Origin of the sequence: Pseudarthrobacter sp. PvP004, assembly GCF_017876035.1 — a bacterium.
Lineage (GTDB): Bacteria > Actinomycetota > Actinomycetes > Actinomycetales > Micrococcaceae > Arthrobacter > Arthrobacter aurescens_A.
On sequence record NZ_JAGINL010000001.1, the window covers coordinates 2,506,170 to 2,520,590 of the forward strand.

Below are 14,421 nucleotides of genomic sequence, written 5' to 3' on the forward strand. Positions count from 1 at the left end.
CAGTGGCTTCCAAGCCAACCGGCAGATGCCGGCGGCCGTACATTTCGCAGTACCCCCATACGGCGGCGGAAATTTCAGTCCCTAAGACTATCCCACGCGCCCCACGGCCGGCCAAGGAAACCCGAGACCGGGCTATCCATTGGCTTTGACAGCGTACTGTCCCCGTGGGCCGGGGCGCGATGGGGACAACTATCCTGCGCCCCGGCTTCACTTGCCTCAACATTGCGGGATTTGGTGCGGTCCGGGGTCTCCCAAGGTGGTGTTGCCTTGGGCGATGAAGCGGCCTGCGTTGGGGCCGCTGGTCAGGCGGTACCACGCCGCATAATTCAAGTACGGGGTGCTGCGGTTGATGTAGCAGTTGACTGTGAACGCACCATTGGATTCGTACTGCCACGGAGCGCCGTAGACCACTCCGTCGCAGCGGTGCCCGGGAGTGTTGGGATCCCACGAGGTTTGGCCCGATGGCGCGGTATCCGTGCAGGTGCGGAAACTACCGGAAGGCAGGGTCGCATCCCAGGACGTTTTCTGCGGCCCGCTCTGTGCACTCGCTGAGGCCACGCCACCGCCTGTGCCCACCGAGTTGAACGTCTGCACCTCAATGGTGCGCGTCTGGTTGTAGCCTCCGGTGTTGACCACGCGGCTGCCGGACGCGGACTCATTAATCCATCCGGTGTCCGTACCGCCGCCGGTGATCCTGATCTTGGTGACGGCCACGTCGTTGCTGCCCGTGGACGGCGAGGACCAATTCAGCGTCAATGTGGTCTGGTTTTGCCCGCCGTTGGCGCCCGAAGCAGATGGTGTACCGGGGGAACCATACGGCGTGGTGGTTGCCGGTGCGCTGGCATTGGAACTCGGCGCCACTGAGGACACGGCCGTGACCGTGATGGAGGTAGCCTGCCCATTGGCGAAACCACCCACCGTTTGCCCGGGCGTGATGGGACCGGACTGGCCGGTACTCGCCAGGTAGCGGTAGCTGACTTCGCTCTGCGTGGATCCGTTTCGTTGCTTGTCGTCAAGAACGGCAAAGTTGATGGTGACGGCCCGGCCTGCGCCCCCGGTATTTGCCGGCGTCGCAGTGACGTTATTAACGGTGCCTAGCTTGCCTGTGGCACGGCGCGGGGCCGAGGCGGCACTGACGCCACCCTTCCCGGCCTTGTTCTCAGCTTGCACAGTGAACGTGTAGCCGGCTTCTGCGTTCTGGGCGGTGAAGGTGGCTGACCGGACGTTTCCCGGGACTGTTTGGGTCTGGGGAATGCCGTTTCCACCACTCATGGTGACGTAGTACGTCTTGATGGGATCACCATTGATGTCCGGTTCGGCCCAATCCGCGCGGATCTGGTTACTAGTTCCCACGGACTCCACCACAGCGGTGGTGGGTGCAGCCGGGGCCGCCGGAAGGCCAGCGGGGTTGTCCTCAAGGGAGTACATTCCCCAGTCCGACGGACCGAGCTCATTGACGGCCTGGGCACGGACCTTGTATTTCACGCCATTGCTGAGTCCGGGCCACGTGTAGCTCAGGCCTGTGACCTCGTTCTTGACGGCAATGCCGTTGGCCGGGGGCGGAGAGATCTCAAGGTTGTAGTGCTTCACAGGTGAGCCCTCAGTCTTCGCGGGGGTCCATGTCATAGCCATGTTTTTGTCCCCGGCTTTAACAGTGGGGGCGTCCGGCGGCGACGGCTTCTCATCCGGGCGGATCTCGTTGGACGCGATTGACGCCGGCGAATCCCCCACCTCATTGGTGGCGAACACCGTGAAAACGTACTTCACATTGTTGGTCAGTCCTGAGAGCGTGCAGGTGGTGGTCGGGCACACCTGTTCAAAACCGGCTGCCTTGACCGTGTACTTGGTAATGGCTGCGCCATTGTCCGACGGCGGCGCCCACTTGAGCACTGCGGTACGGCTCCGGACATCGGTAGCTACGGGTGCCGACGGAGCATCGGGCTTGTCGCGGACCGTGATCCGGACACGGCCGACAGCCTGCCTCGAGGGGTCCTTGGTCTTATCCAGCACCGTGTACCGCACCACCATGACGCCCTTGAAACCGTCCGCAGGAGTCACCGTGACCGCATCGCCTGAGACGGTCGGCTGACCAGCCGCGGAGCCCGTTTCCACTGCGGCGCTCTCGATGGTCAGTGGTGAGTCGTTAAAGGGGTTGAAATCGTTGGCCAGCACATTGACGGTTTCGGAGCGTCCCGCATTGGCTTTCTCAACAGCGTCGTCGTTGGCTGTAGGACGAGGCCTGTTGGAGGACACCACGGTACCGGTCACCGTCGCGCGAACAGCGTCGGAGCGCCCGTCCGTGACCTTCAGCGGGAAGGAACCCACTGCACCTGGGTTCACGGAGAGGTCCGGGGTGACTTTGAGGACACTTCCCTCCACCTTGGTTTGGAAGCCCGCCGGCTGTTGTCCGTCGAGCTCGAATTTCAAGTTTCCCTGATCCCGCTCGTCCACGTCCTTGGCGAGGTTTGCCAATTCCAGCTCGGTGGTTTCACCCTTGGGTGCCTCGATCGAAGCGCCGCTGAAGGTGGGAACGTGGTTCGCGTTAGGGTCCGGGATCACCTTGGTGATGATGGTCAACGTGGACTTGAGCCCTTGCGAGTCGTCCGGACCGGATCCGTCAGTCACCTCGAAGGTGATGGATCCAGGGCCGACGTAGTCCATCTGCGCTGCATACCGCAGCGCATTTCCATCGCCGGAAATGACGTTGTTTGGATCGGCTCCCTGGACACGGATCTTGTCCGCCACCGTAAGCCGGGGCTGGCGGCCTTCCCGCACACGGACGTATTCCTGGAGCGAAAGAGTGACTTCCTTCCCGGACATGACCTCAACAGGCTCGGTCTTGGAAAGAGTTGGATATTGCAGCCCTTGGCCGGGGACCCACATCACGGCTGTGGCTGACTGCCCGTCCATGTCCGTCACAGTGTACGGAATCAGCTGGTCCTGCGGCGTGAGTGTCACCACCACGTTGCCGGCAGTCCCTACCCGTGCGTTCGGATTCGCATCCGGCAATGTGATGGTCAGGTCTTCCGCAACGCCGTCCGGATCAGAGTCATTCTTCAGTACCGGGACGTCGACAGCGGTCTTGCCCAGCGTCTCAGCCAGCGTGATGCGGTCGTCTACGGCAATCGGAACGTGGAGGGCCGCCGTCGGGCTTGTTTGAACCCTGACCACAGCGCTGGCTTCAGCCTTTTTGTCGTCCTGGATCCGGTAGCTGACGCTCTCGGTCCCGGCAACCCCGGGGGCCGTCAACAGGATCTTGCCGGTGGCAGCCTCAACCTGCAGTTCCGGATTGGCTTCGAAGGAATTCACCAGGCCAAGGGGATCGCCGTCGGGATCCGAGTCGTTTTTCAACGCATCCACTGCAATACGACGACCTGGCCGGACATCAATTGCATCGTCCACGGCAATGGGTTTCTGGTTGTTCGCCTCCGCCGGTGCGATGCCCACAATCACGGTGCCGGTGTTTTCGGCTCCAATGCGGTCTCGAACGCGATAGCTGAACGTGTCAGTCCCGGCAGAATTGGCGGCGGCAGTGAATTCCATGTAGCCATCCCGCACCACGGCTGTGCCAAGTGCGGGCGCTTTGTCGACCCCAATGAGCTGCACCGAGTCGCCGTCGGCATCAATGCCGTCCAACGGTACGGGGATCTTAACGGTCATGCCCGCCACCACACGTGCGGTCAGGTTTCGCGGCTCGGGGCGGGAGTTCGTGGCGTCGTCCCTGGCCCGGATACGGATAGTGACTTGCTGCGAATCGATCTGGCCTGACGCGTTGCTGACCTTATAAATGGCATAGACGGTCTTGGGAACCTCGCCTGCGATGAAGCGCAGGAAATTGCCCGCGATGAAGGTCCTGCCATCCGCGGCGTCGGGCTGTTGCGCCAGTGCGGGATCAAGGGTGAGGTCTCCGCCGTTGGGGTCCGAATCGTTCTCCAGGACAGGGATGGTCACGACGTCGCCGACGCGAACCGACACTTCGTCGGGTTTGGCCTGCGGAGCCTGCAGCTTGCTCGGCGCCGGCACCACCTGCACTGAGATGTCTCCCGTGGCCGACGCTTTACCGTTCGAAATCGTGTACTTCAGGGACAATTGTCCGGTCGCGTGGATGTCGGTGACCTTGACCACCGAATGGTCCAGGACCGCCACCGTGACCGGCAGGCCGTCCTCCGCAGTGACCGATTGGACAACCAGTACACCGCCGGCCGGGTCCGAGTCATTGCCCAGCACGTCCACCACGGTGCTGCCGCCGCTGGGCAGAAGCGCGATGTCGCGAACCGCGACGGGGGCACCGTCATTATTGCCGGACACTACGTCGACACGCACCAACTGCTGGGCACTCGCCGGGCCGTTGGTGACCATATAGGTGACGTAGTGCGGGCCCACAGTCGTGGAGTTGAAGGTAAACGTCTGCTGGTCAGGACCTATGACGGCGGTGGCCTGTTCGTCCGGCTGGGCCTGTGCCAGCCGGAGAGTCCCGCCTTGCGGATCAGTATCGTTTTTGAGCGGGGCGATCACCGTGTCCTGGCCTGCCACAGCCACCACGTGATCGGCGTTGGCGATCGGAGGCAGAGCGCCCGGAGCGCGAACATCCACACTGATGCGCCCCTCCGTGGTCAGGGTGCCGTCGGAGACCGTCACGGAAATGGTCTTCTTCCCGGGCCCGGCTCCGGAATCCTGGAACGTCAGCAGCCCGTCCGGCCTGATGCGCACTTGGTCGGCGGGGTCGCTGCTGCCGGCAGCCACCGCGAAGATGTCATCACCGTCGGGATCTATCCAGTCACTGAGGATGTACTGGTTGGCGATCTTTCCGGATTGCACCACCAGGGCATTGTTCCTGTTGGGCTTCTGCTGGGGTGCACTGTTCTCGCCGGGAGGGACTATCCGAAGGTCAACGTTCGCTGCCCCGGTACCGCCACGGCCATCGTCCACGGAGTACTTGAAAGTCTCAGTGCCGGATTGCTCCGCAGGGACGGAAATCTGGAAACCCGTCCCGCCGTAAACGGGCGCCAACGCCCCCGACCTCACGGCCTGGTCAGCGGAGATCGTGAGGACATCGCCGTCGGAATCGGCGTCGTTGTCCAAAACCGGCAGGAGGGTCGTCTTCCCGGCGCGCACGCCAAAGGCGTCCGGCTTGGCCACGGGCGGGGTGTTCGGTTTGCTTCGGTCCGGAAGGACCGTCTGCTGGACTTCGTCAGCGGAGTCCTTGTCGGCGTCGTCCGATGTTTGTTGGGGCGGTATGACGTCGTCCCAGTTGTTGACCAACTGCATGTTCTGGTTGACCATCCAAACGTTGCCGGAGTTGACGTCGTTCAGAACCACCAGATCCCGGTTGACACGGAATACGTACGACGGCGAGGCACTCGCCTTGGGGACGTCGGCGCGACGGTTGTCAGCCTCGTTGCTGCACTCACGGATGTATTTGTTGGCACCGGACCAAGCAGCGTAGGTACATGTTCCCAAGTGCACAGGCGCTGCGGGAATGCCTTCCGCATCGACGCGAACGGTCTTGGCTGTTCCACCGTCCAAGGGCTGAAGCAGGAGCGCTTTGGTGGTGGCGATGGCCACGAAGTCTGCGGCCGCTCCGCTTTGCTGGAGCTTCGCGTCGCGGGCGTCGTCCAGGTGAACCGTTGCGCCGCCGGGGAGAACGATGTTTCCTGTGGCTTCATTGAGAACCACGGCCTTGTCTCCCACGGCTGTGAGCTGCAGGTCCCCTGCGCCTTTGAGGGCATCTTCCTTGCGGACCTGGGAATCCGTTGATCTGCCGTTGGCGTCCACCTTGGTTGCGGTCACGCTGCCGGATTCCGGATCCACGGTATGAATGGTGTCGTCGGTGCCTACAACCGAAACAATTCCGGGCGACTGCTCGAACAGTGGCTCGGATTCATCGCTGAACCCTCCCACTGAGCCGGGCGAGAGTGCCCAGACCTTGCCTTTTGACGGGTCGGTGACTGCCAACACTTTGTGGCCGAAACTTACATCGGCCGAGCCGGGTAGCTTCTGGTCTCCACCCAGGCGCATGTTCGCAGCGCTGACGGGGTTGATGGTGGCGCCTTCAGGGTCATCAATGAAGACGTCTCCGGCCTGCTGCAGGATGTCGAAATCCTTGCTCGCGGGCGTCACCGCGCCGTCCAGGGACTTGGATGGATAATTGAGCCGGCCGGCGGCATTCTTGGACTTGCTGACTACCCAGACGCCGCCGTCATTGAGGTCCACTTCAGTGGTCTTGAACCCGGGGTAGAGGATTGCGCCGGTCACCAGGACTGCGGCAACAACAGAAAAAGCGGTTGCCGCAATGACCTTACGACGCCGATTCTTGGCACGGCGGTTCCCGGACCCGTCAGGCAGAGCCATCCACATTCCCCCACAATTTTGGCAGCACGAGGCAGCCGGCGCCGTACCCCACGGCCATTTCACGACACAAACAACGCTAAGACTACCGGGTTAATCCATCGTTTTGCTAAGTCGTGACGCAGTTCAGCAACCGCAGATCCCCGACCCTCTCTCACATAACAGCCTTTAACGCCGTACGCTCTCTCACTTTCGTGAAGAAAGTGAGAGAGCGATCGGCTGAAGCCCGAGGGACGTGAGAGAGCGTGCGGCCCCGACGGGCTGCCAGCAGGTCGGCAAGTTGCTTAGTCCAGCACCAAACCCTTGCCCCGCCCGCGGGCGAGCATCACGGGGTGGATCTCACCGAAGCCACGGACGTTCTCCGATTTCTGGGGAACCAGGACGAAACGGTCGTCCTGTCCCAGGGCAGCGGCAGTCATCGCGTCCACGAGCACCGTCCCGGGCTGCGCCAGCGTGGTCAGCCGTGCGGCAAGGTTCACGGTGGGACCGTAGATGTCGCCAAGCCTGGACAGGATGCGCCCCCACACCATGGACACGCGGCACTGCGGGAGGATCTCGTCCTCGGTGAAGGCCTGCGCCAAGGCAAGGGAAATCTCGGCGCCGGCCGCAGGGGTTTCAGCGATGTACAGAACTTCGTCGCCCACGGTTTTGACCAATCGGCCGCCACCCACCGAAATGATCTCGGCGCACTTGTTTTCAAAACGCTGCACCAATTGGGCGAGAGTTTTCTCGTTCATGCGGCGCGACAGGCTGGTGTAGGAGACAAGGTCCGCGAATCCCACTGCCCGGGCCAAGGGCAACGGCGAATCGTCTTCGTCGCCCTCCCGGCCCTCCTCGCTGGCCTGGAGCCCGGCTTCCGCGCGAACGGCAAGACGCTGGACGCCGGCATTGAGTTGGCGGCGATAGGAGTACACCAGGATCTCTTCGAGGGAATCCACCAGCGCCGGCAGCTGACCCACCAGTTGTTTTCGGGCCACGGCATCAGGGATTCCCTGCTCGGAAACCATGTCCTCCACCAACGCTTCGATCTGCCAGACCACCATGCGGTCCGTCATTTGCCCGATGGAACGGGTCACGGAGATAGCGGCTTCTTCAGTCAGGAGGCCCGCACGGACCAGATCCAGGATGCTGGACAAGGCAGCTTGGTCACGTTCAGTAAAGGCAACGTCCTCGTCACCGAAGTTCGGGAACCCCAGCGCGCGCCAAATTTTCCGTGCGGACAGGATGGATACGCCCGCGCCTGCAGCAACCTCACGACGCCGGAGCTTGCGTTCCCCGCCAAGGAGCTTCGCCTCGAGCGCCTTAATAGCCAGGCGCTCCGCGGACATCACGCCAGTGGGCGGACCTGTTTGCACCGACGCCGGAGCAGGCCCGGCCTCAGTATCTTCGTCCACGGAAGGTTCCGGTACGGCGTCGAACTCCTGGTCCAGGTCCTCGCCGGACTGCTGATCCTCAACGCTCATCTCTTCCACCTTCTCTCAACTCCCACGGCAATTCTTCAAAATCTCCCAGCACTTCACCCTCAAAAACCTCACCTTGCGGGAGTTCGTCCATCGCGTCAAGAATGTAGCCCCGGAACTTCCCTACCTCGGGAACGTCGGCCAGGACGGCTGTTCCAGAGTGCCCGGTATCCAAGGATATATTCCCCGAGTGCAATGCCCGTTGGAGCATGCTCTGCTGGACACCCACGTTGCGGATGGCCATGAGCGATACCTGCCAATCACTCCGCCGAAACATTCCGTTCTTGGCAAGTACGCGCCGGCTAGTCAGGATGTACTTGGCCGAACGCCACCGCAACACCCGCCTAAGGCTGTACGCAGCGAGGAACCATCCCGCGAGCACTACCACGGTACCCATGAGCCACGGCGTCCATTCCGCCGTGATGAAGGGCGCCAGGCGCTGCGGGTTTTCCCTGACGATCCAAGCGCAGACAAAGCCGGTAACAGCCGGAACGGCGATGAAGGCCAGCACCGGAAAGAAGAGTGAGCGGGCCTGTTGGCGCGTGATCGTGATGACCTGCTCCCCCGGAAGTAACTCTTTACGCATAACCGCTTTCTGTGGCGCGCAAGTGCACCACATCTCCGGCTGTCACTACGTGTTCCCTGCCGCCATGGTCCACCACCAACAACGAGCCGTGCTCGTCCAGGCGCGAGGCGTGGCCCACGAGTTCGTGATCCCCGGGAAGGTGTGCCCGAACTTCGCGGCCCAACGTCACCATGGCAGACTCAACGCGCTTGTGCAGCGACGGGCCACCCACCAAACCGGCCGCAGGGTCTCCTTCGGAGTTGCAAAAGCTGCGGTACAGCCTGGCGAAGCGCGAAAGGTAGCTCTTCAGCAGCGCGGTGCGGTCCGTCGTCGTGGCCCCTTCCAGGGCGAGAGAGGTTGCCGTGGGAACGGGAAGTTCATCCTCGGCCAGGGAAACATTGAGGCCGACACCCAGGATCACCGCAGGAACGGAGCCATCGCCCAAAGGGGTCATCTGGGCCAGGATGCCGGCCACCTTTCGCCCGTTGACCAGCACGTCATTGGGCCACTTGATCTCCGCGGTGATGCCTGCCGTTTCCTGCAGGGCCTCGCGCAGCGCAACTGCAGCTAGCAGCGACAGCCAGGAGTAGCTCTGCGTCGGGACCGGCATGCCTTCTGCCGTGACGGGACGCAGCACCATGGAGACGGACACCGCCGACCGCTCTGGTGATTCCCAGTGACGGTCTAGCCGTCCGCGCGCCGCTGTTTGGTGTTCTGCGGTCAACACGGCAAGGTCGGCCCATTTTTTGGGCTCAACCGTGACAGCCCGGACGAGGTCCTGATTGGTGGATCCCGTGGACTCGACAATGTTCAGCTGGGAGATGCCGGTTGCAGACAGGAAGTCCGGCTGGAGCAGAGCATCACGGTCCAATGCCCCACGATCCAACGGGGAACGGGACTGCACGGACGTCACCTCTCCGGACAAGACCTGTGGTTCGCTGCTCTCTGGCTGTTCGGCATCCATAGCTGAATCCTATCCAGTTGCGGCGTCCCCGGATGATGGCTGCCCTGAAAAACGGCTGTGAATCCGCTTAGAGGAAGATGTCCGGCACCAAGCGGTCTTCGGGCGCGCCGAGACTATAAGGAGTGAAATCCGACACGCCCGCAGCGCGCAGCACTTCTTCGTCCGTGTAGAAGTTCCCGGTCGAGCCAGATCCCGTCAGCACTGCGTGGGCGGCATCGGCCATGATTTCCGGGCCTCGGGCCGCCTGTACGATCTGCTGCCCACCGGGCATGTTCCGGATTGCTGCGGTGTCGATCAGGGTGCATGGCCAGAGCGAGTTGACCGAAACGCCGTCGTCCTTCAGCTCTTCGGCGAGCCCCAAGGTGGTGAGGCTCATCCCGTACTTTGCCATGGTGTAGGCCAAGTGCATTCCGGCCCATTTGGGGTCCAGGTTGAGGGGCGGGGAAAGGGTGAGAATGTGGCCGTGGCTTGATTCACGCAAGGCGGGAAGTGCCAGTTTGGATAGCAGGAACGTGCCGCGGACATTGATGTCCTGCATAAGGTCGTAGCGCTTCATGTCCACCGCGTCGGTGCGGGACAGATCGATCGCCGAGGCGTTGTTCACCACTACGTCGATTCCCCCGAAACGTTCGACGGCGGCGGCGACTGCTGCGGCGACGTCGTCATCATTGCGGACGTCCCCGACCAGCGGCAGTGCCTGGCCGCCCGCATCGACGAGCTGCTCTGCGGCGGTAAAGACTGTGCCCTCAAGTTTGGGGTGAGGGTCGCCGGTCTTGGCCATGAGCACAATGTTGGCGCCGTCGCGGGCTGCACGGGTGGCAATGGCCAAGCCTATGCCGCGGCTGCCGCCGGACATGAGAATGGTCTTGCCCTTGAGCGAAGCAGTGGCCACGTAGGGGGTGGTGCGTTGCGTTTGACCCTCTGTGGAGGCGGAGGAAGCGCCGTTGCTTGAAGTCATGGGGACACTCTAGCCCAAGTATGTTACTGACGGGTAACATAGTGATGGCTTTGGCTTGAACGCGGAAAATTGTAGGGTTTCTACAGCGGTTCGCGGCAAAGGCGTCACTAGACTGGCCTGCGGGGCCTGTTCTTTGTACGGAAGCTACTTAAGTCAGCTACTTATCCGAACCCGGAATTGCGCCAGCGAAAATCAGCTACAGAGCCGGAGACACTTGATGAGCCACGATCTGACAACGACAGCGGGAAAGATTGCCGACTTCCGCGACCGCCAGGCCCGTGCGGAACAGCCTTCCGGCCCGGAAGCGATCGAAAAGCAGCACGCGCGCGGCAAGAACACCGCCCGCGAACGCATCGACCTCCTGGTTGACCCCGGATCGTTCGTCGAGTTCGACGCCCTCGCAGTCCACCGTTCCACCGCCTTCGGCATGGAAAAGAAGAAGCCGCTGGGTGACGGTGTTGTTTCCGGCTACGGCACAGTGGACGGCCGCCTGATCGCCATCTACAGCCAGGACTTCAGTGTCTACGGCGGCTCACTGAGCCAGGTCAACGGCGAAAAGATCGTTAAGGTCCAGGAATTCGCCCTCCGCAACGGCTGCCCGGTTGTGGGCATTAACGACGGCGGCGGCGCACGAATCCAGGAAGGCGTCGCCTCGCTGGCCATGTTCGCGGACATCTTCCGCAACAACGTCCATGCTTCCGGCGTGGTCCCCCAGATCTCCCTCATCATGGGCCCGTGCGCCGGTGGCGCCGCCTACTCCCCCGCCCTGACCGACTACGTGGTCATGGTGGACAAGACGTCCCACATGTTCATCACCGGACCGGACGTCATCAAGACCGTCACCGGCGAAGACGTGGACATGGAAACCCTCGGTGGCGCCCGCCAGCACAATGCCACCACAGGTACCTCCACCTACCTGGCATCGGATGAAGCTGACGCCATTGAGTTCGTGCGCGAGCTCCTGGACTTCCTCCCCTCCAACAACCTGTCCGAGGCCCCCGTGGTGGAGCACGACCAGGAACTGGAACTCAACGACGACGACCACTCGCTTGACGGCCTGATCCCCGATTCCGCCAACCAGCCTTACGACATGCGCAAAGTCATCGAGCAGATTGTTGACGACGCCCACTTCCTTGAGATGCAGTCGCTGTACGCTCCCAACGTGATGATCGGCTACGGCCGCGTCGAGGGACACACCGTGGGCATCGTGGCCAACCAGCCCATGCAGTTCGCGGGAACGCTGGACATCTCGGCCTCGGAGAAAGCCGCCCGCTTTGTCCGTCACTGCGACGCGTTCAACATCCCCATCATCACGCTGGTAGACGTCCCCGGATTCCTGCCCGGCAAAGATCAGGAGTTCCAAGGCATCATCCGCCGCGGCGCCAAGCTCCTTTACGCCTACGCAGAGGCAACAGTTCCGAAGCTCACGGTCATCACCCGTAAGGCCTATGGTGGCGCGTACATCGTGATGGGCTCCAAGAAGCTGGGCGCGGACCTGAACCTCGCGTGGCCCACCGCGCAGATTGGCGTCATGGGCGCCCAGGGTGCAGTGAATATCCTTTACCGTCGCGATCTCGCTGCCGTTGCCGAGGCCGGCGGCGACGTCGAAGCCAAGCGCGCCGAGATCATCCAAGGCTACGAGGAAGAACTCCTCAACCCGTACCAGGCAGCACAGCTGGGCTACGTTGACGCAGTCATCGCTCCCTCGGACACTCGCCTGCAGATCATCCGCGGCCTCCGCGCCCTCCGCGACAAGCGCGCGAGCCTGCCCACCAAGAAGCACGGAAACATCCCCCTGTGAGCGCGCCAAAGCATCGCGCCGACTCGGCGCCCGCCGAAGCACCCGCCGAAGCACCCGCTGAACCCATGTTCTCGGTGGTCAAGGGCGAGCCGACGGCCGAAGAGCTCGCGGCGCTTGCCGCCGTCGTGCTTTCCTTGGGCGCCCCGCAAGAGGTTGCCGCGTCCAAACCGAACGTCCGGCACTGGGTGCGTCGCCAGCAACTGCGTCTGGATCCCACTCCGGGTCCAGGTGCGTGGAAGCGCAGCCGGGGTTAATTCCCTCGCGTGTAGAAAAGTTCAACAACCCTTTCACGTAAGCGGCGTCGCGGTTAGGCTCTGTGGGTGACTACTGCAAACACTCCCGTACGCCCTAAGTCCGCCATCGATGCCGTCGCTGACGCGTACACAGAAAAGCTGATCGAACTCAATCCCAGCTTCGCCACCACACTGGGATTGCCGGGACACGAAACCGAATACCAGGACTACTCACCGGCCGGGGCAGCAGCCCATGCGGAGGCCACAAGGTTGGCTCTGGATGCTCTGGCAGGCCTTGAGCCTTCCGATGATGTGGACGCTGTCACCCTCGATGCCATGCGGGAACGACTCGGCCTGGAACTGGAAATCCACCAGTCCGGCTGGGATGCAGCCGACCTCAACAACATCGCCTCGCCCGCCCAGGACATCCGTGCCATCTTCGACCTCATGCCCACGGACACGGTTGAACACTGGGAGCACATCGCGGGCCGCGCCGCCAACGTACCCGGTGCGATTGAGGGCTACATTGCGTCCTTGCGCGCCGCAAAAGACGACCGCAAGGTAGCCGCAGCACGCCAGATTCGGATCGTCATCGAACAAACCGGCCGGTACGCCGCCGAGGACGGCTTCTTCGCCAAGATGGCCGCAGACGCATCCCTTGGTGATGCGCCCCTGCCCGCCGAAGTCCAAGACAAGCTCGACGCCGGCACATCCGCCGCGCGGTCAGCGTACAGCGCCCTGGGAGCCTTCCTCCGCGACGAACTCCTCCCCGTCGCCCCCGAAAAGGACGCCGTGGGCCGCGAACGCTACTCCCTGGCTTCCCGTTCATTCATCGGTGCCGAAGTCGACCTGGAAGAGACCTACGCCTGGGGAGTCCAAGAGCTCGAGCGGCTCATCAGCGAGCAGGAGAAAGTTGCCGGCCAGATCAAGCCCGGTGCATCGATCGAGGAAGCCAAGAGCATCCTCGACAACGATCCCGCCCGCCAGATCAAAGGCACGGACGCACTTAAGGCCTGGATGCAGGAACTCTCCGACCGTGCCGTGTCCGAACTCGCCGACGTCCACTTCGACATCCCGGACGTCATGAAGACCCTCGAGTGCATGATCGCGCCCACCGACGAGGGCGGCATCTACTACACCGGACCGTCGGACGACTTCTCCCGGCCCGGCCGCATGTGGTGGTCCGTACCCGCCGGCGAAGACACCTTCACCACCTGGTCCGAAACCACCACGGTGTTCCACGAAGGCGTTCCCGGCCACCACCTCCAAGTGGCCACGGCAACCTACCGGCGTGAACTCCTCAACAACTGGCGCCGGAACGTCTGCTGGGTTTCCGGCCACGGCGAAGGCTGGGCACTCTACGCCGAACAACTCATGCTGGAACTGGGCTACCTCAAGGACCCGGGCGATCATATGGGCATGCTGGACGGGCAGCGTATGCGCGCAGCCCGCGTGGTGTTCGACATCGGCGTCCACTTGGAACTCCCCGTCCCCGAACGTTGGGGCACCGGCACCTGGACACCCGAGAAGGGATTCGACTTCCTCAAAGCCAACCTCGACATCAGCGAAGGCCAGCTCCAGTTCGAATTCACCCGCTACCTCGGATGGCCGGGCCAGGCGCCGTCCTACAAAGTGGGGCAGCGTTTGTGGGAGCAGATCCGCGCCGAGCTTGAATCCCGCGAAGGCTTCGACTTGAAGTCCTTCCACAGCAAAGCGCTGAACATCGGATCGGTCGGTTTGGACGTCCTGCGCCGGGCGCTGCTGGGCTGAGGCTCATGCGCTTCCGGCCATTGGCCTTTAGGCGGGTTCTAACTGGGGGCGGGCTTTAGCTGGGGGCTGGGCGGGTTCGCGCCCGCTCCCGCCCCGCGCACCCCTTCGGCGTCAAGAGCGCACCCTTTCCCCCATTTCGCACCAGAGGTTACGGGTGCGATCGGCGGAAAGTGGTGTGCTGGCTACAACGCCGCCACCAGGACGGAGCCGGGCGGGGGCAACCCCAAGTCCCAGACACACTCATTCCCACCCCGCGCACCCCTTCGTCGCCAGGAGCGCACCCTTTCCCCCATTGCGCACCAGAGGTTACGGGTGCGATCGG

8 protein-coding genes are annotated in these 14,421 nt (G+C 62.8%); 3 read left to right on the top strand and 5 right to left on the bottom strand.

What is annotated here, in order from left to right; all coding sequences use genetic code 11:
- Positions 1-216: 216 nt before the first annotated feature.
- The 5 genes from J3A64_RS11265 to J3A64_RS11285 all read right to left on the bottom strand — a co-directional run bounded on the left by J3A64_RS11265 (position 217) and on the right by J3A64_RS11285 (position 10,295).
- Positions 217-6,351 carry an Ig-like domain-containing protein gene (locus J3A64_RS11265; protein WP_210064321.1) on the bottom strand — a complete coding sequence of 2,045 codons (6,135 nt, stop codon included), beginning with the start codon at positions 6,349-6,351 and terminating at the stop codon, positions 217-219.
- A gap of 281 nt (positions 6,352-6,632) precedes the next feature.
- Complete coding sequence (locus J3A64_RS11270; protein ID WP_011774143.1) at positions 6,633-7,811, bottom strand: adenylate/guanylate cyclase domain-containing protein; 1,179 nt, start codon at positions 7,809-7,811, stop codon at positions 6,633-6,635.
- Positions 7,801-8,394, bottom strand: coding sequence for a PH domain-containing protein (locus tag J3A64_RS11275; protein ID WP_011774142.1), 594 nt, complete (start codon positions 8,392-8,394; stop codon positions 7,801-7,803). Before J3A64_RS11275 ends, J3A64_RS11270 begins: the two co-directional genes overlap by 11 nt.
- On the bottom strand, positions 8,387-9,337 hold the full coding sequence (locus J3A64_RS11280; protein WP_210064322.1) for a biotin--[acetyl-CoA-carboxylase] ligase: 951 nt from the start codon (positions 9,335-9,337) through the stop codon (positions 8,387-8,389). Before J3A64_RS11280 ends, J3A64_RS11275 begins: the two co-directional genes overlap by 8 nt.
- A 67-nt stretch (positions 9,338-9,404) precedes the next feature.
- On the bottom strand, positions 9,405-10,295 hold the full coding sequence (locus J3A64_RS11285) for an NAD(P)-dependent oxidoreductase (RefSeq protein WP_014921180.1): 891 nt from the start codon (positions 10,293-10,295) through the stop codon (positions 9,405-9,407).
- Positions 10,296-10,512: 217 nt separating this feature from the next.
- Here J3A64_RS11285 and J3A64_RS11290 point away from each other — a divergent pair, with 217 nt between their 5' ends.
- The 3 genes from J3A64_RS11290 (at position 10,513) to J3A64_RS11300 (ending at position 14,099) form a co-directional block, all read left to right on the top strand.
- A complete protein-coding gene (locus tag J3A64_RS11290; RefSeq protein WP_011774139.1) occupies positions 10,513-12,096 on the top strand; it encodes an acyl-CoA carboxylase subunit beta in 1,584 nt (527 codons plus the stop codon).
- Positions 12,093-12,350, top strand: a complete 258-nt coding sequence (locus J3A64_RS11295) for an acyl-CoA carboxylase epsilon subunit (protein ID WP_210064323.1) — start codon at positions 12,093-12,095, stop codon at positions 12,348-12,350. Before J3A64_RS11290 ends, J3A64_RS11295 begins: the two co-directional genes overlap by 4 nt.
- Positions 12,351-12,416: 66 nt before the next feature.
- Positions 12,417-14,099, top strand: a complete 1,683-nt coding sequence (locus J3A64_RS11300) for a DUF885 domain-containing protein (RefSeq protein WP_210064324.1) — start codon at positions 12,417-12,419, stop codon at positions 14,097-14,099.
- The last annotated feature ends 322 nt before the right edge of the window (positions 14,100-14,421 follow it).

What these genes read in the sequence shown, in the direction of transcription:
- J3A64_RS11265 (WP_210064321.1), bottom strand. Translation starts at nt 6,351, where the DNA reads ATGGCTCTGCCTGACGGGTCCGGGAACCGCCGTGCCAAGAATCGGCGT.
- J3A64_RS11270 (WP_011774143.1), bottom strand. Translation starts at nt 7,811, where the DNA reads ATGAGCGTTGAGGATCAGCAGTCCGGCGAGGACCTGGACCAGGAGTTC.
- J3A64_RS11275 (WP_011774142.1), bottom strand. Translation starts at nt 8,394, where the DNA reads ATGCGTAAAGAGTTACTTCCGGGGGAGCAGGTCATCACGATCACGCGC.
- J3A64_RS11280 (WP_210064322.1), bottom strand. Translation starts at nt 9,337, where the DNA reads ATGGATGCCGAACAGCCAGAGAGCAGCGAACCACAGGTCTTGTCCGGA.
- J3A64_RS11285 (WP_014921180.1), bottom strand. Translation starts at nt 10,295, where the DNA reads ATGACTTCAAGCAACGGCGCTTCCTCCGCCTCCACAGAGGGTCAAACG.
- J3A64_RS11290 (WP_011774139.1), top strand. Translation starts at nt 10,513, where the DNA reads ATGAGCCACGATCTGACAACGACAGCGGGAAAGATTGCCGACTTCCGC.